Consider the following 18,263-nt stretch of genomic DNA (forward strand, 5'->3'; position numbering starts at 1 on the left):
AATGGAGAGGCTTGTCTCACACGTGAGACAAGCTTCCTGTTTGATTTACTGGACAGTATAGGGGGGCAGAATGCCTTCCTCACTCGAATAACATCAATTACGGAGCTTCAACACGGGTCAGTCGTGGTATGGCGGCAGCCGCGAACTCGGCATGCTTTTGAGGTTCGAGGGAGCATATGTACTCCAATGAAGAAGCCACCGACATAGTCTCCTCCATTCGTCGTGAAACTATTTTCATCTACCCAGTAATGAACTCTTTGAAGAGTTGTAATCAATACAACTCGCTAATGGAGAGGCTTGTCTCACACGTGAGACAAGCTTCCTGTTTGATTTACTGGACACTATAGAAGGACAGAATGCCTTCCTCACTCGAATCACATCAATTAAGGAGGTTCAACATGTTTCATTCCACAAGTCATCAGGCTGTAATTATGGCAGCATCAGTTTGTGCCACAGACCTTTTCCGCTTCACTTTGAGCCTGATTCATTTCTACCTGACCGGCTCGCCTCTATCTTTCTAATCCCCGATTTATCCAAATTTCACTGCCATAATGCCGACATTCTCTGCCATTGTTGGCTCCGTTTATCCGTTAAAAGGGATATCAGTTAAGTTATCCCGTGCAGGGTATAAGCCATTATCAAACCCACCCGTAGATAGGCTTTGTAATGGCTACTTCTTCAGAAATGATTCGATGAATTCACGTCGAGGATGACGATAGTTCAGAATATCTTCTGGCATCCTCATAAAGCGGTTGTTGCCGTCTTTGGCAGTAACAAAACAGCTGTGAACTCCGCAGACATCCGTTTTGATCGTGTCGCTATACTCAAAAAGCAACTGAGCCATCTTCTCTTGCCATTCTGGAGGCATAGCCTCCATGAATACTCGCGGCATCACGCAGAACGACGCATGCGTAAGACCAAACCACAGTTGCAGGTCTTTACGATATTCTTCATCCATCGTCTTTACCTTTGTTGCAATAAAAAGCCCCGCGAATGCGAGGCTAAATCCTGGTGTTTGTGATGACTGGCTCTTATCTAAACGCAGCCCCTTACCGCGCGCCAAATGCTCAACTTTAAGCATCAGCAATGAGATGTTTAATCTGGATTCACTCCAGAAGTGATCACCACCCTGTCTACAGAGCCAGATGTGAAGGATGATGAGTAAAATTATCTCTATCATCGAAGGCATTGCGTCCTGATATATTCCTGAAGCGTTCTCAGTGCTGTCTGGTCTCTGATGATTCCGTCCCGGATACCGAGAACGTTTCGTCCAGCAACTGGAGAGAGTTCGACGGTGGCATCATTGCCCATGCCGGAGGCGCTGGAGGTTTCGGCTGAGGATGGCACAGAGCATTTTCCTTTGACGAGCACCCGACCACCATTATCAAGCTTGCGCCGAAGAGCATCATTTTCAGCTTTCGCATCAGCCAACTCCTTCGTGTATTTAGCATCGAGTACATCAGCAGCACGCTGGCGTTGCTGCATGTCAGTAATGGTGGCGGTCGCCTGCTTCAGCTCACTGACTTTTTTATCACGCTGTTCTTTGTAGGCGATGGCGTTATCACGGTAATGATTGACCGCCCACGACAGGCAGACGATGATGCAGATAACCAGAGCATAAATAATCGCGGCGACTCTGCTCACTGATCTATCCCCCAACAGGCTAATGCGCTTTCCTGGTCACGACGAATAACCTGTCCATAGCAGTTATTTGAACGTATGCGGCAATCGCGCCCACCATCTTTTATCCACCAGCGAATCGCCTCGCATGCACTCTTACGATCACCGGCATTCAGCCGCTTATAAAACGTCGACGGGAAACACTTACCGGGGCCAATGTTATAGGGACAAAATGACGCTATACCCGCTTTCTGTGGTTCGTTCAGTGGTACTTTAATATTGCGCTCCACCCATGCCAGCGCCTTATCACGTTCAATAGCGTTAACCTGGTCGCATTTTTCCTTCGACAGCTTCATTCCCGGTATGACGGGCTTACCATCCACCATTGTGGCACCACGACAGATGGTCCATATACCGGAACCATCGCGGTATGCCGTAGTGTGGTTACCCTCTTTTTCATCCAGAAACTGGTCAAGTATTTGAGGAGCAGACGAGCCTGCAGCAATCAGCGCCAGAACGGCAGCCGACAGGCCGTATCTGATTTTTGCGTTCATGGATATTTATCAGGATTTATCGGTTTCTGCCCACGGACAGGTTTATCTGTTCCGGTCAGTGACTTAAGGTTGTGATTCCGGAGGAGTCTTCAGAGAACCAGTAATTCTTCCTGGTAGCTTTCCTTTGTAGGTTATCCACACATTCTGCGCATCTAAAATTACGGGGCGCTTTTCCGGCGACTGCTCATCCCCTTCACATAACCCGGCAGCAACATCCAGGAAGACCTGTCTGATGCTCCTTCTGGCTGCTGCCTCATAAAACTCCAGCGCGGCACCTTCAACACGGTCCAGCGAGATGTCCAGGTCAAAAATTTCACCGTCAAAGCGTTTTTTGTCCCGTAACGCTACAGTTACCGTAACTTTATTCTCAAAATTGCGGATCCCTTTCACAATCAGTTCATATTTTTGTGTCATTGAATTACTCTCCCCGTGCAGCCTTACGCTTGTCTTCTCTTATTTTGAAGTACAGATTTGTCAGATAAGTCAGGAAGCCCAGAACCAGACTCCCCAGTACACCAATCGCAGCCCACTGTGACGGACTGACCTGATCAAGCCACTGTAAAAACCAGTAGCCAGCACTGCCTGCGGAGGTGCCGTAGGCAATGCCCGTTGAAATTTTGTCCATGGATTTCATAGCCTCACCTCCGCAAATAACGGATGGCGTAGTTTTACACTGAGAAATGAAAGGGATTTGAAAAGAAAAACCCGCAAAAGCGGGCGAAACGATATATACAGTAAGAGAAGCACTCTATCCAACAAACCACCCACAGTTAATCGGAATAAAAGCAGAGTGCTTATGAATGATCGCCTGCCCGAAGGTTAGTATTTCTGCACAGCAATTTTGCAAAAAAAGCGATCATTCATAACTTAAACGTCTTTCAGTCACTCCGGGATTTCCCATCATCGCAGACTGAAAGACTCTAACTGGAGCGGGCAGCGGGAATCGAACCCGCATCATCAGCTTGGAAGGCTGAGGTAATAGCCATTATACGATGCCCGCACATGGTGCCGACTACCGGAATCGAACTGGTGACCTACTGATTACAAGTCAGTTGCTCTACCTACTGAGCTAAGTCGGCACTGGACCGCCACCGGGGACTCGAACCTCGCACTCTCAACTTAAAGGGTTGACGCTCTTTCCTGATGAGCTAGTGGCAGTTGGTGGCTCTTGCTGGATTTGAACCAGCGACCTGGCGATTATGAGTCGCTCGCTCTCACCACTGAGCTAAAGGGCCGCGCGCAGAATAATAACGTTACAGAATTAATACTGCAATATCTTCAGAAGGCCTGATTAAATGCTGTTTTTCACTTGTCCACCAGCGTGTTTACTGTACTGCACCAAGTTTACGGGTACAAAAAACCCGCTCAGTGGCGGGTTGCTATCACAGCTATATATTTACTTATTATGCCGTTACTAACATTTATCTTCGACATATAATCGAAAACAAGGTTTGCTTAAAACTCTGCTTTCATTTTATCCGGGAATTTTTTATTTGCAGCATAATAACTACCAAGTACATAAGCGTTCATTTGCTGCTCTACATCAACCCGACATGCCGCACTAGAACAAGCTCCACTGATAAGCCCAAAAGAACTCCCTTTAGCAGAGAGATCAGCTTTGATTTCCTCTACAGTGTTTTTCCCCATAGCAACTACACACCCTGTCACAATATATCTAGCTTTCACATCATCCATGCTAAGGATAGTAGTTTTCGCAATTTTGCTGTATCCATCATTTTTATAAACATCCATGGCAAACGCACGGCAATCTGTATAATACGGACTTGCTTTAACTTGCGAATACTCAGGTAATTTCATACCTGCACAACCAACTAAACAAAAACCTATCGCTGCTATTAATACCTTTTTCATTACAGTCATAACCTAGAAGCATCATTGAAACTAATTTATTAAATAACCATCGAGTTTCTGGAATACAGACGTTAACCATCTCTCCAAAATCTAAAAGATAATAAGAAAAAATGTTTAACGCACCAATCCATTTCATAGTTTCATGAGACATCAGGCACAAAAAAACCCGCTCAGCGGCGGGTTTTTGACATTTACCAACGGTAGACATACAAGGCCCATCGTTGAGAAAATCTTATCCATATTTTTTGAAAAATGCAAGTATCACGTCGACATCTTCGGCGAAAATTATCTATCTTGTCACTTTTCTCAATTGCGATTCAGCATACGCTTCTTCCTGCCAGCACTTTGTAACCAGTTTATTAATAACGTCTGCATATCCTTTGTACCACTGATAATCCGTCAGGTCAGGTACCAGTTTCTGGACATGATGCCGCGCCAGTGTGGTTGGTAAACGGCTAAACCGGTTGCCATTGCAACGCCCACAAATCTTATAAACAGGCACACCATGAAGCCGGGTTCTTTTTTCATCCAGGACAATACCTTTACCCTTACACCCTCTGCACGCTGTGCTGACTTCTCCCTTACCATGGCAATGCTGACATAGTTCCTTCACCCACTCTTCCTTGATAACAGATTCCCCGCTTCTGGAGTGTTTCACCACTTCGCGCAATACATTATGAAATCCAGTACCAGCACAATGCTCACAGCGAGCCTTACTTGCCGCAGACCTGGAATAATCAGCAAAGGCAAAATTCACAAGGTAAGGGATGATCTGTAACCGGGTTTCTTCACTCAATTTGTTCAATGTCGGGTTATCCAGTGCCATCGCGTAATTGAGCAGACCTTCAATCGCAAATTGAGGATCCTGAACACCAACTTTTGCCAGGAATAAAGCAAACCCAAGCGGTGCTTTCGACTGCACCATCCCCTGCGCAGCCATCACATCCGTAATCGTTAAACCACCTGAGCCTGTCGCCGGTGCGTCATCGCTCAATTTTGGAGATTTTGGGGAGTAATATTTTGGTAAGGCTTCAAGGTTCATGCTCGTTCTCCACTTACGCCAATACGCCAATTGCCAGCGCACGATCGATAAAACGAAATATCAGCTCCAGCTGGGAGCCATACTTCTCTTCAAATGCCACGGTATCCGCATGCAGCTCGTCGTGATGCTTTCTGCACAAAGGCAACACAAAGAGGTCATGCGCTTTTGTACCCATTCCACCCTGACCGTGGCCTATCAGGTGGTGGGGATCATCAGCAGGCTTTCCACAACATGCACACGGCTGTGTCTTAACCCAGCGCGTGTACTTTTCATTAACCCAGCGGCGGCGTTTTGGGCGTAACATAAAAGACTCCGGCGACTCCGGATCCACTTTCAGCGCCAGCACCTTTTTTGCCTTATCCTGGATGATGCTGGTGGCAGGAACCGAAGGCACAAGGTCACTTTCCCGGGTGACAGACGGCACAACAGGCTTTGGTAATCTCAGTGCCTTACGGGCTGCACTTTCCGGTAAGGCATCCGCCAGGTCATTACGAATCAGCCACCAGCACAGTTCCGGCATTGTCACAACGTGACTATCATCAAAACCGAGATCCCGACGCACAACAGACAACACCCAGCGGGCACAGTTATCCGTTGCCATTGATTCCAGCCGTTCCGTGAACTGATCGCGCAGCTGGTTATCGCAGTGCCAGCACAGACGGATTGCGCCCGGCGCGTGTCGCATTGTTGTCATGTTCTCGCTGTGCCAGTCGGAATGAGGCCACTGGCAGCCTTTTTCACGAAGTAACCAGCTTTCAAGACATTCCACGCCACCAGCACGACGGATCACTTCCTCATTGCGGAACACGGCCCGAACGGCAGGATCATCCGCCAGCGGTTGTGATGCCGCCGGAACGGCACCACTGGCGAAAGATGAATAACGTTCCGGCTCAGGCTCCAGCAGGACACGCCCCTGCATAAACAGGGGCATCAGCTCTGAACCTGGCCTGAACAATACGATCCCCATACGCGGGGCAATTTCAGGGGTCAGTAGTGCTCTCACGGTCACCTCAATGAACGGTATCGAGCAGCTTTAACAGCTCAGGGAATCGGGATTCGAAGAAATGCGGCTGCGTCTCGCGCGGATTTTCGGGACTGGTGATGTTCTTGCCGAACATGCAACCTTTCGCTGTCAGCGACCAGAATTTTTTGATGTTGTTAATCGCGGTACGGCTGTATCGTTCGCGTTGTTCAACGATCCCCAGCTTCGCCATCTGGTGATATGCCTGATTAGCCGTAAGGCGGATACCATACTGTTTCAGCAGTGCACTCAGCGACAGCGTAGGACGACTTGAGCCATCAGGCGCGTCAGCAGGAGCATCAATGGCATAGCGCGGTGCCAGATTCGGTAAGCCAACAGCCTCCTGGAGTTTCTGACAGGCACCAAGCACTGAAGAGTTAGACAGGTTTAATTCCCGGCGCATAAAGTCCAGCAGAATCACACCAGCCTGCATCTTGTCAGCAGCCTGTCCGGATAATTTTTCCGGTGCGCTGGTTACCATGTCGAAAGTACGGATCACCTTCAGATGGAATGACGGGCTGATCCACATTGCATAGGCATACACCAGTTCCTTGCAGACATACGTTCCCCGTTCATTTCCCCCATGAATCACACTCACCGGGTCAACACCCAAATTCTGGGTGTTGGTCAATTCATGAACAAGCTCAACAGTTTGTTGGCTGGAAAGAAACTTTCCTGGCTCCTTGGTTCTGGCATTTGCACCAGATGCTACTGCTGCGCGATGCAGATCGTTCAGGCTGTAACGCCCATAAGCATCACGACGAACTTCAATACCATCAATGACCATCAGATTATTCATACTTCGTTTCTCCTCTTGATCAGGCGGCTGCACCCGCCGTTTTCTCGTACTTACTGATGGTGATCTCGACCTTCCCTTTCGGGATAACCGGTCCCCACTCCACCAGCATTCTTTTCACCTGTCTGTCGTCTTCCCACACACCCGCGTGGGTCAACGCGTCAAACAGCGCCTTGTTATAGTTGTCCAGATCGCGGATCCGGTTATCCGGAGGAAACAACACGATCTCCACTGCAGCAGGTGCCGACGTTGGTTTTGGCAGACGACGTAACTGCTCAACTATTGCTGCGCACGCCGCGCTCTGAAATTTTCGCCCCGCCGCGCTTATCAGGCTCTTACCAGCAAATGCCCCTTTGTTGGGGTGTCGCCAGTACGTGTTCACGCTGGGCGGGAAAGGCAGGATCAGCTTCATACTTTCAGGCCTCTCTCATGTAACCAGTGGGCTGCACGCAGCCTGGCGTTTTCCTCACCGGCAAGCAGTGAGCGGATAATCCCGACCGCCTCGCTGTCGTCGTCCTTCACCGCGGTATGAAGAGTGATACCCCGGGCCACGCCACGCTTTATCGTGATGACGCCTTTTTTCTCCAGTGCGCGAAGATGTTCCACCGCTGCATTCACTGAACGGTATCCCAGCATGGTTGCCACCTCCTGATTGGTTGGCGGGAAGCCACGTTCTTTCTGGTAAGAAATCAGCATATCCAGCACCTGCTGCTGGCATTGAGTTAACGTCGTCATGCCGCCATCTCCCTGACCAGTTTTTCCGCCTGCTGGCGAACCTGCGCCAGAAACGCCTCACCACATGCCTCAAGTTCATCACGCCCGATGTAGCTGATTGCCGGTCCCTTCCAGGTCTTGTCGAAAACAGCAATAGCACCAGCGAAGAAAGCGCCTGTCGGCACCTGCTTCTCGTCCTTCGGTATAAACCAGGCAGGCAGTTCAAAACCAATACGCCCGCGAATAAAAGCAATATGATCTGCATCTTCCGGCCACCACACTTCGCTGGTGGCCGCTTTGATCAGGAAAACATAGCGCCCGCCCTTATCACGCATGGCACTGGCATGTTTCATGATGTAACGCATGCCGGTGATGTATTGCCCCTCATGCTGACTGGCGCGGCTGTATGGGGGATTACCAAAGGCAGCACCTTTAAGCTCCGCAAGACGTTCTGACCAGTCATGCGCCAGCGCGTTATCTTCCGCCGTGTAATACGCGGCACATTTGGCGTTATCACCGTCAGTAAACAGATCCAGAACAAACGGGCCAAACAGGGTGTTAATTCCCCAGAAAATGTTGTCCGGCGTGCGCCACTGATCGCCCACTTCCTTCAGTTCATGGGCTGGTTTGTTCCGCAGTTCCACCAGCGCCTGGCAATATTTATTACTCATTAAGCCCCCACGTAATTCCCTGACAGATACCACTCTTCACCCGATGCAGCGCGCTTGCTGCTTTTCCGTAAGCACCGCTCACGACGCGCCAGAAAATTGTTTCGTTCTGGCTGGGAGTGGCTTTCACGGAATGCCGCCATCCACACGGTTGCAGCACGACGGTATAAGCCCCTGGACTCCAGTTCTTCAGCCTGGCGGGTCAGGCACAAAATCACCCGTGGATCGTTAGTGCCGACATAGAAATTGCGCACAGGTCTGGTTTCTCGAACTGGTTGTGGTTCCGGTTCCTGCGCTCTCTCAGTCAGGCGCGGGAAATGTCTGCGTGTATCTCCTTCACAACGGTGAGCCACACGCCCACTCTGACGTAACTTGCTTGCTGACTGCAGAACGCGCTGCCGTGAGTAACCTGCAAAAGCATCCGCAATGTCTCCGGAAGTACACCCCGGATGGGCTTCAATGAATTTCTGAACGTCATTTAACAGACTCATGATCACCCCCTGAATCCTGCCGGGATCTGGCTGTAGTCCACGTTGTCGTAACTGGCTTTGAAGTACGGGTCTTCACGTTTTTCTGTGTGCGTGCTGACGGACGGCGATAAGCGCAGGGAAAGCTCATCCCATTTTTCCCGCAACTTCGACGGGCTGAGCACGTTACGGCACCAGAACGGATCGCGGCTGACGCGGCTGTACATCTCGCAGATTTGTTTGTGAGTACGACCATCCTGCACACACATCAGGCGAATTTCGTTTGCCCAGGCTGTCCAGTTCGGTTCTTTGGGACGAACCACCTCGCCGTCACATTCGGCGGCCTGCTCGTACAGGGCGATGATTTTTTTCCAGAGCCACTGTGCGCAGGTCAAATCATCCTGCGTTCCCCACTGGCGCTTTTTAGGGCTGAATACAACCGCATCAGGATGGCGAGTTAAAAACTCCTGTTCAGCCGTTTGCGTGTCCGGTTGCGAAGCGTCCGGACGAGAAGAGGTTTTATTCTCTGTAGTAATCTCTGTTGTATTCTCTGTAAGATCATTGGGCCATTTTGACCCGATGACAGCGTGTCGTTTTGAACCAATGGATCGTGTCATTTTGCGCCCATCCATCAGGTCACTTTGACCCGATGGAGAAGTGCATTTTGACCTGATTGATTCGTTCACTTTGACCTCTTCTAAAAGCTCACTTTCATAGTTGATCGTGTAGAAGTTGGTCATGTCACGCTTCGATTTATTGAGTTGCTCGCGACGCAAAACCCCAAGTGATTTCAGGCTTGCAAATGTGCGTTTCAGAGTGGACTCTGACCAGAACGGAAACTGCTCCAGCCACTGTTCTGTCGTGTTATAAACCCAGCGAATTCCGCCATGCTCAGTGCCTGAATTCGTTTCATTCAGCCAGTAATGAAGCTGCTGCAACACAATTGCCTCATTCAGACCAATACGGCATGCAAGATCACGATTTATCACAATGGGCTGGGATGTCATTAACAGGCTCATGACCGACCTCTATTTCCCTGAATTTACGACGAAACTGTTCGAGCGGGCTGAAGCACTCATGTTCATAGCCTTCACGGAGGTAGATAACCCGTTGTGTTTCCGGCTCCCAACGAATGACTCTGACGGGCACTCCGTAGTGATCTTTGAACCAGCGGTTAACTTGTCGCAAAGGACTGTCTCCTTCTGCCGGTTGAAATCCCCCACAGCCCACTCTGCAAAGCTGTGGGTTACAATTTCCCTGTCACCTGGTACATTCACTGCATAGCAATACTCCACCTTCGCTTTTCCACCCGGTACAGGAAGCGCAATCAGTTGCGAGCGACGGTAGTGTGTTGTTAAACTGTTCATGCGTTAGTTTCTCCACAACCAGAAGCAATCGACGCCACGACGCCCGGAGCTGCACACTCGCGGGCGTTACTCTTTTCCGGCGCACAAAAAACACGAAATAACAGTGTTAAATGCTCCTGCCACTTCGCCATTACTTGGTAGCTGTTCTCTTCGATTTGCTCACGCTCAGCTTGGTCAATAACTCCATCAGCAGTTGCCTTGCGTAAGTACTGGGAATGCTTGCCAATCCATTCTATTGACTCCATCAGCCGCTGATTAATGTCACCATTGTCAATGTCATCAATGACCACCAGCGGCACAAACACCCCATTACTACGACGGGCTATTGCATCCGTTACATGCCTGGTACCACTGGCATCCTGTAAAACCATGGCCCACTCAAGTGGAAAAATTTGATCCCCACCGCTACGCAGTCTGTTATGCAATTGATCTTTTGCTGGGGTGATATCATCAGATTTATACAAACCAAGAATTTCTGCTGCTTCCTCATAGCCATGAGGTAAATCAGCAATCGTTCTTCGTATTGCTGCCACCAGCCATGCTGGTTGCTTATCAACTTTCCATTCAGGTTCTTTACCCACGTTTAAGCCCTCATATCTGTGGTTTCTGTAAATCGATTTATCCATTAGATTTTTCATAAAGCTCAGGTTTAAATGGCAACCGTCCGCAAGTTCTATATGCAGCCTCTGCTGCACGTCCTTTTGGAATTAACTGGCCAGGACGGTTTCGCCACTGATAAACGGCTTCAGTTGTTATGCCGAAAAAAGCAGCAACTTTCTCAATGCTGCCGAAGTAGCTTTCGATATCGTCAGTCGTCATATGCCCTCCAAACTAAGTTTTATTAGATGTTAATTATCAATCTATCTTAGGTCAATAAAAACTAAGATTACTTAGTAATTAAAGAAATGGTGCTCCTATGGAAACGGTTGGTCAGCGTATAAAAGCTCTGAGAAGAGTTACCAGAACGTCCCAGAAAGAATTGGGTAAATTTTGTGGAGTAAGTGACGTTGCTGTGGGGTACTGGGAGAAAGACATCAATGTCCCTGGTGGGGAAGCACTTTCAAAATTAGCGAAGTTCTTCAATACGTCAATAGATTACATTCTTTATGGTGCGGAGTTTGAAGGCAAACTCGTCACAAACATGCGCAGAGTTCCTGTAATCTCGTGGGTTCAGGCTGGGCAGTTTACTGAGTGCAGGACAGCAGAAGTGTTTAGTGAAGTAGACAAGTGGGTAGATACATCATTAAAGATTGGTGATAACTCATTTGCATTGGAGGTTAAAGGCGACTCCATGACTAACCCTAACGGCCTCCCAACAATACCAGAAGGCGCAACAGTGATTGTAGATCCTGATGCAGAACCCCGGCATGGAAAAATAGTCATCGCTAGACTTGATGGAACAAACGAAGCCACAGTAAAAAAATTAGTTATCGATGGCCCTCAAAAGTTTTTAGTGCCATTAAATCCCCGGTACCCCAACATCCCGATCAATGGTAATTGCCTCATCATTGGTGTAGTCAAAGGAGTTCAATACGAACTCTAGCCCCCCCCTTTTCTCTAACCAAAACACCGAACTAAGAAAAGTTTGGTGTTTTCTCTTGCCATCAAAACTAAGTTAAGTTAGATTTTATATCAAAGATAACGAACAGGCAGGACGCCCACGAAGTAGCCGACGGTGGCGTATGAATGACCGGATGATTCGCACATGGCAGGAGAGTGAATATGGATGGCAGTATCGACAACCAACGAGATGCCTGGCTTGTGGTGATTGAAGCAGCAAAAACTGCATTAAGCCAAGTTGAAAGCAGTAACTACAGAACAGTTAAACAAATGGCTTTGGGCTCTATTATCTATGCCTTTGAAAAGCTGGGCTTTGATTTTGAAGCAACGAGTATTCTGTCAGAACAACATGAAAAAATGAATAGAGAAGACGCCGCAGCCTATATCGGCGTAGAAGCGCAAACCTTAGCTAATTGGGCTAGCACAGGAAAAGTTCGAATACCTTTTTTAAAAATCGGTAGAAAGGTTATTTACCTAAAAAGTGATCTTGATGCCTATCTTGCCTCATCGAAGGCAAATACCACCAAGTAGCTCACGTACCTACCACCTCGCCTGATGTGGCTAAAAGCAGGCACATAACAGCTAAGTATTTTCAACCAGAGAGAATCCTTAGCGTTGTGGTGAATGCGGCTCAGCGCACGCGGGTTAAGGTTGAGACTGACAGTCGACCTTCTGTGGATACCCACCCGCCTGGTGTGCAACCTTCGCCAGGCACCGGGAGGCACCCGGCACCACAACAGCCACTGCTTTGGCGGTACCAGTTTGTACACTTGCTTCCGGCTGGTACCGTCCTTTTTACAAAACAGAGAAGAGCATCACCGGACGACGGGCTCATAACCCAATCCATCCGGGCGGCTGCCACCGCAGGTGTTCTTCTCTGTTTTGTGGAGAAACTAATCGGCCTTGCAGGGTCGATATGATGAGGAGCAGCAAAATGGCTAGCGAACGCAGTACTGATGTGCAGGCATTTATCGGGGAGCTGGACGGCGGCGTATTTGAAACCAAAATCGGCGCAGTTCTCAGTGAAGTCGCTTCCGGTGTGATGAACACGAAAACCAAAGGTAAGGTCTCACTCAACCTGGAAATCGAACCATTTGATGAGAACCGTGTGAAAATCAAACACAAACTCTCATATGTTCGCCCGACTAACCGTGGGAAAATTTCCGAAGAAGACACCACCGAAACGCCGATGTATGTCAATCGCGGTGGTCGCCTGACTATTCTGCAGGAAGACCAGGGACAATTACTAACTCTTGCCGGTGAACCTGACGGAAAACTCCGCGCAGCAGGTCATTAATATCGTTCTTAATTAACCGATTATTTATCTCATCACTGAATATCTTTATATAGTGAGGACTTATTATGTCTCAGAACTTAGACGCAACCGCAATTAATCAAATCCATGCCCTTATTTCTGCTCAGGGTGTTAATGAAATTATCAGTAAGATTGGTGCCGATGCTGTGGCATTGCCTGAGAATTTCCGCATTCATGATCTGGAAAAATTTAATTTAAATCGCTTCCGTTTCCGTGGTGCGCTTTCCACTGCCAGCATCGATGACTTTACCCGTTATTCTAAAGATCTTGCAGATGAAGGCACCCGCTGCTTTATCGATGCCGATAATATGCGAGCAGTCAGTGTGCTTAACCTGGGTACTATTGATGAACCAGGTCACGCAGATAACACCGCCACTCTCAAACTGAAAAAGACAGCACCGTTCTCTGCCCTGTTGTCTGTTAACGGCGAGCGTAACTCCCAGAAGTCACTGGCAGAATGGATTGAAGACTGGGCCGACTACCTTGTGGGCTTTGATGCTAATGGTGACGCTATTCAGGCAACAAAAGCGGCTGCGGCGGTCCGTAAAATCACGATTGAAGCAAACCAGACCGCTGATTTTGAAGATAATGACTTCAGCGGCAAACGCTCCCTGATGGAGTCTGTCGAAGCGAAGACCAAAGATATTATGCCAGTGGCATTTGAATTTAAATGCGTTCCGTTTGAAGGTCTGAAAGAACGTCCATTTAAATTACGCCTCAGCATTATCACTGGCGATCGTCCTGTACTGGTTCTGCGCATTATTCAGCTGGAAGCAGTGCAGGAAGAAATGGCTAACGAATTTCGTGATCTGCTTGTTGAGAAATTCAAAGACAGCAAAGTAGAAACCTTTATTGGTACTTTCACCGCCTGATTTCATTACTGCAAATGCCCCTGCGGGGGCATTTATGGAAACGTAGTTAACTCAATAATCGCCGGATGGTGAGGGCTTCCTTTTACCCGAATTCAGCGCGGTGCAGCGCATATAACGTGGAGAACAAAATGTCATTTATTAAAACTTTTTCCGGGAAGCATTTTTATTATGACAGGATAAATAAAGACAACATCGATATTAACGATATCGCGGTTTCCCTTTCAAATATCTGTCGCTTTGCCGGTCATCTTTCACACTTCTACAGCGTCGCCCAACATGCGGTGCTTTGCAGCCAGCTGGTGCCGCAGGAATTTGCTTTTGAAGCGTTAATGCATGATGCAACAGAAGCGTATTGCCAGGACATCCCCGCGCCACTGAAACGCCTTCTTCCTGACTATAAACGGATGGAAGAAAAAATAGACGCCGTAATCCGTGAGAAATACGGGTTACCCCCGGTTATGAGTACGCCCGTGAAATATGCCGATCTCATCATGCTGGCAACCGAACGCCGTGATCTCGGGCTTGATGATGGCTCTTTCTGGCCTGTACTGGAAGGCATCCCGGCAACAGAGATGTTCAACGTGATTCCACTGGCACCGGGCCATGCCTACGGGATGTTTATGTAACGATTCAACGAGTTATCGGAATTACGCAAATGTGTATAACTCATGTAGTTAGTTTTTCTGGCGGGAGAACATCTGCATATCTTGTTCACCTGATGGAAGAACAAAGAAAGGCTGACAATAACGTCTGCTACATCTTTATGGATACCGGTTGCGAACATCCGCTGACATACCGCTTTATTCGGGAGGTTGTGAAGTTCTGGGGCATACCGCTAACTGTGTTGCAGGTCGATATAAATCCAGAGCTTGGGCAGCCAAATGGTTATACGGAATGGGAACCAAAGGATATTCAGACACGAATGCCGGTGCTTAAACCGTTTATGGACATGGTAAAAAAATATGGCACGCCATACATCGGCGGCGCGTTCTGCACTGACAGATTAAAACTCACCCCCTTCACAAAATACTGCGATGACCATTTCGGACGAGGGAATTACATCACATGGCTGGGTATTCGTGCAGACGAACCTCATAGGCTGAAACCGAAATCGGGCGTCCGGTATCTTGCCGAGCTATCTGATTTTGATAAGTCGGATGTTATCCGGTGGTGGCATAAACAACCTTTTGATTTGCAAATCCCGGAGCACCTCGGGAACTGTGTTTTCTGCATCAAAAAGTCCACGCAAAAGCTGGGGCTTGCATGTAAAGACGAACCTGGTCTGATGCGAGTTTTTAATGAGCTGGTTACAGGTAAACACGTCCGGGATGGTCACCGAAAGACAAATAAAGACGTTATGTACCGTGGTCATCTGAGCCTTGACGGGATTGCCAGAATGTATGCCGACAGCGACTACAGAAATTTGTATCAGGCGATGGTGCAAGCCAGGCGATTCGATACCGGCTCGTGTTCAGAGTCATGTGAAATCTGGGGTGATCAATTGGAATTGAAATTCGAAGAGGTGGTGGCATGACAATCGTAAAAACCCATACCGGCATTGTGATCACCAAAGACGGCCCGCAGGTAAAAAAACTTCACCAGACAGAGCGGATGTGGGTCGTCGGCAAAAACGAGTTTTACCACAAAGAAACCGGACGCCGCCACTTTGCAGAAAATACGCGCCGCCGACTACTGATCGACACCATCAAGCCTATCGAGGTGAAGCATGTTTAAACAGAACGAAAAATCTATCGCTCAAATTGCTGAGTATATCCCGCGTGCGTGCCGGGGTATGCAGTTGCAGGAAGCCAAAGCGCGCTTGGAGAAAAAAATTGCGCTCTATATCGATGACGGCTGTGATGCTGCCGTTCTTAACGCGGCGTTCGCGCCAGCTCTTAACAGTCATACGCGGGAGTCTTTTTTTTCGCGCATCGCAGCGCAGATCCGTAAAGGAGGCAACCAGTGAGCAATTATCTGTACTGGTCTGGCTTAGTGGCTAACATTGCGCTCATGTTGTTCGTGGCTCTTTGCATCTGGGTTTGGTTTATCTGGCCTTTTGTAGAGGCCATGAGCATAACTCGGTGCTTTATTTGCGCATCAAAGACTTCTGGATGCAAACCAACTGTAAGAGCAATTATCAGAACTTTAAAATACTGGTATCTGGATTTGCTTTTCGGCAGGGGCTGGACGCGAATTAGTAACCGCCAGTTTGAATGGGAAGGCGTCGGTAACTGGCGAATTCACAGCAGCAAAGAAACGCAGGAGGTGAAGTAATGAACAACTTAATGATCGACCTTGAGACGATGGGGAAAAATAAGGATGCTCCAATCGTTTCCATTGGCGCGGTGTTCTTCACCCCAGAAACCGGAGACATCGGACAAGAATTCTATACGGTTGTCAGCCTGGAAAGTGCTATGGAGCAAGGGGCCACACCTGACGGCGATACCATCCTGTGGTGGTTGAAACAGAGCCCTGAAGCACGAGCTGCAATCTGTATTGATGATACTTTGTCGATCAGCGATGCACTCTCTGAACTGAGCCATTTCATTAATCAGCATGCAGACAATACAAAATATTTAAAAGTCTGGGGTAACGGGGCCACCTTCGACAACGTAATTTTACGTGGAGCTTATGAGCGAGCAGGACAAATCTGCCCGTGGGCATACTGGAATGACCACGATGTACGCACGATCGTTACGCTTGGGCGTTCCATCGGATTCGACCCCAAAATGGACATGCCTTTCGATGGCGAACGGCACAACGCCCTGGCCGATGCCCGTCATCAGGCAAAATATGTTTCCGCTATCTGGCAGAAATTAATTTCTGCCACCAGCACAGAATTATGATTTTCCCGGGTGCAGCCGGTTTTGATGGAGAAAATTATGAACACCTTGTTTTTACTGATGGCTGAATTCAATACCCCTAACATTGAACTCTCAGCAGTTAGCCAAAAGTACTTTGGCATGAGTCCAGCCACGGCAGAAGCAAAAGCAAACGCTTGTAAGTTGCCCGTTCCAACATATCGCATCGGCACATCACAAAAAGCAAAACGCTGCATCAACATTCAGGATCTTGCGGAATATATTGACAAAAGACGGGAAGAAGGGCGAGCTGAGTGGGAAAAAGTCAGAACGGAAAAACAAAAATATAACTAAACTAAAACTATGGATAACCCGTATATGTACGGGTTATTTTTCTTTATCACTATCTTTTCTTGATTTGAACAATCCACTAACAACGAAACCAACCAAACCAACAATACTAATTGTACTTGTACCTAGTAATGCAACGATCGCTTCAACTGGAGGCTTTCCTTCATGTGCAATAAGAAACGATGTAAACATTGCGACAACGAATAAGCACCAACACGACATAAACCAAACCGTGAATGAGGCCATTTTTGTCCGAAGCTCATTGTCTATTTCTTTACCAGTTGCGTCAGCTATCTTATCCCGTACTTGTGATTTGAGCATATCAAGCTGAGCTTGAAGACTGTCCATTCTGTTCTGCTGCATAAACTCATGCAATGCACCAGTATTAGAACCAAACTCTTCTGCCTCCAGAATAGCTTTATTTTCTGAAGAAGAATCATCGTCGCTCTCATGATTAGACGGCTCAAATGCAGATTTAAAAATCTGTTCTTGACTGTCAGTAGAGTTTAAGGATGCTTCAGAGCGACCATTTTCAACACCTGCGGCCGCTCCGATAAGTTTATAGATATCTGAATTGTGAGACATGTCATCCCTGAATATTACTTTTTCAGAGGCCCTGACATTGCTGTCGGTTATTCAATAAATCATGATAATAAGCCTTGATCGCATCATTTGAGATGATTGACGAGCCAATACCATTATAAGCTTGTGACCAAGGCGTACCAGGCATATGAGTTAGAGTTGATAACTCAATTCCATTTTTCGAGCCGTAAAATTTATAAACAGCCCCTATAATGCTCTCTGCTTGTGGATCCATAGTAACAATGCCACCAAAAGGAGCTACTGCTACATTCGTAACAGGTTTATTCCCATAATCTTTGAAAGCATCGTACATTCCAGGAATAACTGGACCGTACTTCCACGCGGAGACACATTCATTGAGCAAAGGCTTACCTGTTAATGCTAAATAGTAACCATGTGCAATATAAGTAAGCTTCTGCAGTTGCATGTGGGTCAGAGGATTATGATGTTGGTTTCCCAACGTTATGAATTTATTGGCTATTTGTACCGGGCTGTACATAACCACCCTCCTCATTACACTGAATGTGCAAACAGTATCATCACTGTTATCTCAACCTAGCACGAACAAAAAAATTTTGGAAGATTGCAAGAGCAATTCACTGTGTTTATAACCAGCAAAGAACTGTACATATACACAGGTTACAAATTGGTGGCGAATTAT

At 47.8% G+C, this 18,263-nt stretch carries 30 protein-coding genes, 4 tRNA genes and 1 pseudogene; 11 read left to right on the top strand and 24 right to left on the bottom strand.

The window, feature by feature from the left end; genetic code table 11:
* Positions 1-670: 670 nt before the first annotated feature.
* The 22 genes and pseudogenes from HEM79_RS17465 to HEM79_RS17570 form a co-directional block, all read right to left on the bottom strand.
* Positions 671-958, bottom strand: a complete 288-nt coding sequence (locus HEM79_RS17465) for a hypothetical protein (RefSeq protein WP_000343116.1) — start codon at positions 956-958, stop codon at positions 671-673.
* A gap of 81 nt (positions 959-1,039) precedes the next feature.
* Positions 1,040-1,189, bottom strand: a pseudogene (locus HEM79_RS17470) (lysis system i-spanin subunit Rz); the annotation flags it as partial.
* Positions 1,177-1,644: a lysis protein gene (locus HEM79_RS17475; RefSeq protein ID WP_001300226.1), complete on the bottom strand. Its 468-nt coding sequence runs from the start codon at positions 1,642-1,644 to the stop codon at positions 1,177-1,179. The pseudogene HEM79_RS17470 and the gene HEM79_RS17475, both read right to left, overlap by 13 nt.
* On the bottom strand, positions 1,641-2,174 hold the full coding sequence (locus HEM79_RS17480) for a lysozyme (protein ID WP_147723386.1): 534 nt from the start codon (positions 2,172-2,174) through the stop codon (positions 1,641-1,643). The genes HEM79_RS17475 and HEM79_RS17480 overlap by 4 nt, the downstream gene beginning before the upstream one ends.
* Positions 2,175-2,237: 63 nt before the next feature.
* Positions 2,238-2,588 (bottom strand): YdfR family protein, encoded by a 351-nt coding sequence (locus HEM79_RS17485; RefSeq protein ID WP_147723387.1) that lies wholly within the window; start codon positions 2,586-2,588, stop codon positions 2,238-2,240.
* 4 nt (positions 2,589-2,592) lie between these two features.
* A complete protein-coding gene (locus HEM79_RS17490) occupies positions 2,593-2,808 on the bottom strand; it encodes a class II holin family protein (protein WP_000839572.1) in 216 nt (71 codons plus the stop codon).
* A 291-nt stretch (positions 2,809-3,099) separates the two neighbouring features.
* Positions 3,100-3,174 (bottom strand) — tRNA-Gly (locus HEM79_RS17495).
* Between the two features lie 3 nt (positions 3,175-3,177).
* Positions 3,178-3,253, bottom strand: a tRNA-Thr gene (locus tag HEM79_RS17500).
* 2 nt (positions 3,254-3,255) lie between these two features.
* Positions 3,256-3,332 (bottom strand) — tRNA-Lys (locus HEM79_RS17505).
* Position 3,333: 1 nt separating this feature from the next.
* A tRNA-Ile gene (locus HEM79_RS17510) sits at positions 3,334-3,409 on the bottom strand.
* Positions 3,410-3,629: 220 nt separating this feature from the next.
* The gene (locus HEM79_RS17515) at positions 3,630-4,055 is read right to left on the bottom strand and encodes a hypothetical protein (RefSeq protein ID WP_000217632.1); all 426 of its coding nucleotides are present in this window, start codon (positions 4,053-4,055) and stop codon (positions 3,630-3,632) included.
* Positions 4,056-4,335: 280 nt separating this feature from the next.
* Positions 4,336-5,088: an antitermination protein Q gene (locus tag HEM79_RS17520; protein ID WP_001047112.1), complete on the bottom strand. Its 753-nt coding sequence runs from the start codon at positions 5,086-5,088 to the stop codon at positions 4,336-4,338.
* 13 nt (positions 5,089-5,101) lie between these two features.
* A complete protein-coding gene (locus HEM79_RS17525; RefSeq protein WP_001596849.1) occupies positions 5,102-6,091 on the bottom strand; it encodes a DUF968 domain-containing protein in 990 nt (329 codons plus the stop codon).
* A gap of 7 nt (positions 6,092-6,098) precedes the next feature.
* A complete protein-coding gene (locus HEM79_RS17530; protein ID WP_176241328.1) occupies positions 6,099-6,908 on the bottom strand; it encodes a KilA-N domain-containing protein in 810 nt (269 codons plus the stop codon).
* A gap of 19 nt (positions 6,909-6,927) precedes the next feature.
* Positions 6,928-7,317 (bottom strand): RusA family crossover junction endodeoxyribonuclease, encoded by a 390-nt coding sequence (locus tag HEM79_RS17535; protein WP_001402832.1) that lies wholly within the window; start codon positions 7,315-7,317, stop codon positions 6,928-6,930.
* Positions 7,314-7,640, bottom strand: a complete 327-nt coding sequence (locus HEM79_RS17540; protein ID WP_000210164.1) for a LexA family protein — start codon at positions 7,638-7,640, stop codon at positions 7,314-7,316. Before HEM79_RS17540 ends, HEM79_RS17535 begins: the two co-directional genes overlap by 4 nt.
* Positions 7,637-8,290: a phage N-6-adenine-methyltransferase gene (locus HEM79_RS17545; protein ID WP_000066917.1), complete on the bottom strand. Its 654-nt coding sequence runs from the start codon at positions 8,288-8,290 to the stop codon at positions 7,637-7,639. The genes HEM79_RS17540 and HEM79_RS17545 overlap by 4 nt, the downstream gene beginning before the upstream one ends.
* On the bottom strand, positions 8,290-8,784 hold the full coding sequence (locus HEM79_RS17550; protein ID WP_001332382.1) for a PerC family transcriptional regulator: 495 nt from the start codon (positions 8,782-8,784) through the stop codon (positions 8,290-8,292). Before HEM79_RS17550 ends, HEM79_RS17545 begins: the two co-directional genes overlap by 1 nt.
* Positions 8,781-9,773 (bottom strand): hypothetical protein, encoded by a 993-nt coding sequence (locus HEM79_RS17555; protein WP_000054957.1) that lies wholly within the window; start codon positions 9,771-9,773, stop codon positions 8,781-8,783. Before HEM79_RS17555 ends, HEM79_RS17550 begins: the two co-directional genes overlap by 4 nt.
* Entirely contained in the window at positions 9,730-9,942 is a 213-nt protein-coding gene (locus HEM79_RS17560; protein ID WP_001250270.1) for a DUF4222 domain-containing protein, read from the bottom strand. Before HEM79_RS17560 ends, HEM79_RS17555 begins: the two co-directional genes overlap by 44 nt.
* Positions 9,943-10,117: 175 nt before the next feature.
* A complete protein-coding gene (locus tag HEM79_RS17565; protein ID WP_000514174.1) occupies positions 10,118-10,702 on the bottom strand; it encodes a YmfL family putative regulatory protein in 585 nt (194 codons plus the stop codon).
* A gap of 37 nt (positions 10,703-10,739) precedes the next feature.
* Complete coding sequence (locus HEM79_RS17570; RefSeq protein WP_000205494.1) at positions 10,740-10,940, bottom strand: Cro/CI family transcriptional regulator; 201 nt, start codon at positions 10,938-10,940, stop codon at positions 10,740-10,742.
* A gap of 97 nt (positions 10,941-11,037) precedes the next feature.
* On the opposite strand from HEM79_RS17570, the gene HEM79_RS17575 reads away from it, so the two are divergent.
* The 11 genes from HEM79_RS17575 to HEM79_RS17625 all read left to right on the top strand — a co-directional run bounded on the left by HEM79_RS17575 (position 11,038) and on the right by HEM79_RS17625 (position 17,023).
* Positions 11,038-11,664: a LexA family protein gene (locus HEM79_RS17575; RefSeq protein ID WP_000450740.1), complete on the top strand. Its 627-nt coding sequence runs from the start codon at positions 11,038-11,040 to the stop codon at positions 11,662-11,664.
* Between the two features lie 374 nt (positions 11,665-12,038).
* The gene (locus HEM79_RS17580; protein ID WP_032174256.1) at positions 12,039-12,212 is read left to right on the top strand and encodes a helix-turn-helix domain-containing protein; all 174 of its coding nucleotides are present in this window, start codon (positions 12,039-12,041) and stop codon (positions 12,210-12,212) included.
* 403 nt (positions 12,213-12,615) lie between these two features.
* A complete protein-coding gene (gene yfdP / locus HEM79_RS17585) occupies positions 12,616-12,978 on the top strand; it encodes a protein YfdP (RefSeq protein ID WP_000135680.1) in 363 nt (120 codons plus the stop codon).
* 65 nt (positions 12,979-13,043) lie between these two features.
* Positions 13,044-13,868, top strand: a complete 825-nt coding sequence (locus HEM79_RS17590) for a YfdQ family protein (RefSeq protein WP_000081287.1) — start codon at positions 13,044-13,046, stop codon at positions 13,866-13,868.
* Between the two features lie 128 nt (positions 13,869-13,996).
* Entirely contained in the window at positions 13,997-14,494 is a 498-nt protein-coding gene (yfdR, locus tag HEM79_RS17595) for a 5'-deoxynucleotidase (protein ID WP_176241327.1), read from the top strand.
* A gap of 29 nt (positions 14,495-14,523) precedes the next feature.
* Positions 14,524-15,402, top strand: a complete 879-nt coding sequence (locus tag HEM79_RS17600) for a phosphoadenosine phosphosulfate reductase domain-containing protein (protein WP_094308025.1) — start codon at positions 14,524-14,526, stop codon at positions 15,400-15,402.
* Positions 15,399-15,602, top strand: a complete 204-nt coding sequence (locus HEM79_RS17605) for a hypothetical protein (protein ID WP_000156999.1) — start codon at positions 15,399-15,401, stop codon at positions 15,600-15,602. The genes HEM79_RS17600 and HEM79_RS17605 overlap by 4 nt, the downstream gene beginning before the upstream one ends.
* Complete coding sequence (locus tag HEM79_RS17610; protein ID WP_000476212.1) at positions 15,595-15,834, top strand: hypothetical protein; 240 nt, start codon at positions 15,595-15,597, stop codon at positions 15,832-15,834. Before HEM79_RS17605 ends, HEM79_RS17610 begins: the two co-directional genes overlap by 8 nt.
* On the top strand, positions 15,831-16,142 hold the full coding sequence (locus tag HEM79_RS17615) for a hypothetical protein (protein ID WP_000073886.1): 312 nt from the start codon (positions 15,831-15,833) through the stop codon (positions 16,140-16,142). The genes HEM79_RS17610 and HEM79_RS17615 overlap by 4 nt, the downstream gene beginning before the upstream one ends.
* A complete protein-coding gene (locus HEM79_RS17620) occupies positions 16,142-16,714 on the top strand; it encodes a 3'-5' exonuclease (RefSeq protein WP_094308024.1) in 573 nt (190 codons plus the stop codon). Before HEM79_RS17615 ends, HEM79_RS17620 begins: the two co-directional genes overlap by 1 nt.
* Before the next feature lie 36 nt (positions 16,715-16,750).
* Positions 16,751-17,023, top strand: a complete 273-nt coding sequence (locus HEM79_RS17625; RefSeq protein WP_001093913.1) for a pyocin activator PrtN family protein — start codon at positions 16,751-16,753, stop codon at positions 17,021-17,023.
* 33 nt (positions 17,024-17,056) lie between these two features.
* Here HEM79_RS17625 and HEM79_RS17630 read toward each other — a convergent pair whose 3' ends face one another.
* Positions 17,057-17,605 (bottom strand): hypothetical protein, encoded by a 549-nt coding sequence (locus tag HEM79_RS17630; protein WP_000019187.1) that lies wholly within the window; start codon positions 17,603-17,605, stop codon positions 17,057-17,059.
* Between the two features lie 22 nt (positions 17,606-17,627).
* Positions 17,628-18,101 (bottom strand): Panacea domain-containing protein, encoded by a 474-nt coding sequence (locus HEM79_RS17635; protein ID WP_000287252.1) that lies wholly within the window; start codon positions 18,099-18,101, stop codon positions 17,628-17,630.
* Positions 18,102-18,263: the final 162 nt, after the last annotated feature.

This window comes from Escherichia sp. 93.0816 (assembly GCF_013368855.2).
Taxonomy (GTDB): Bacteria; Pseudomonadota; Gammaproteobacteria; order Enterobacterales; family Enterobacteriaceae; genus Escherichia; species Escherichia ruysiae.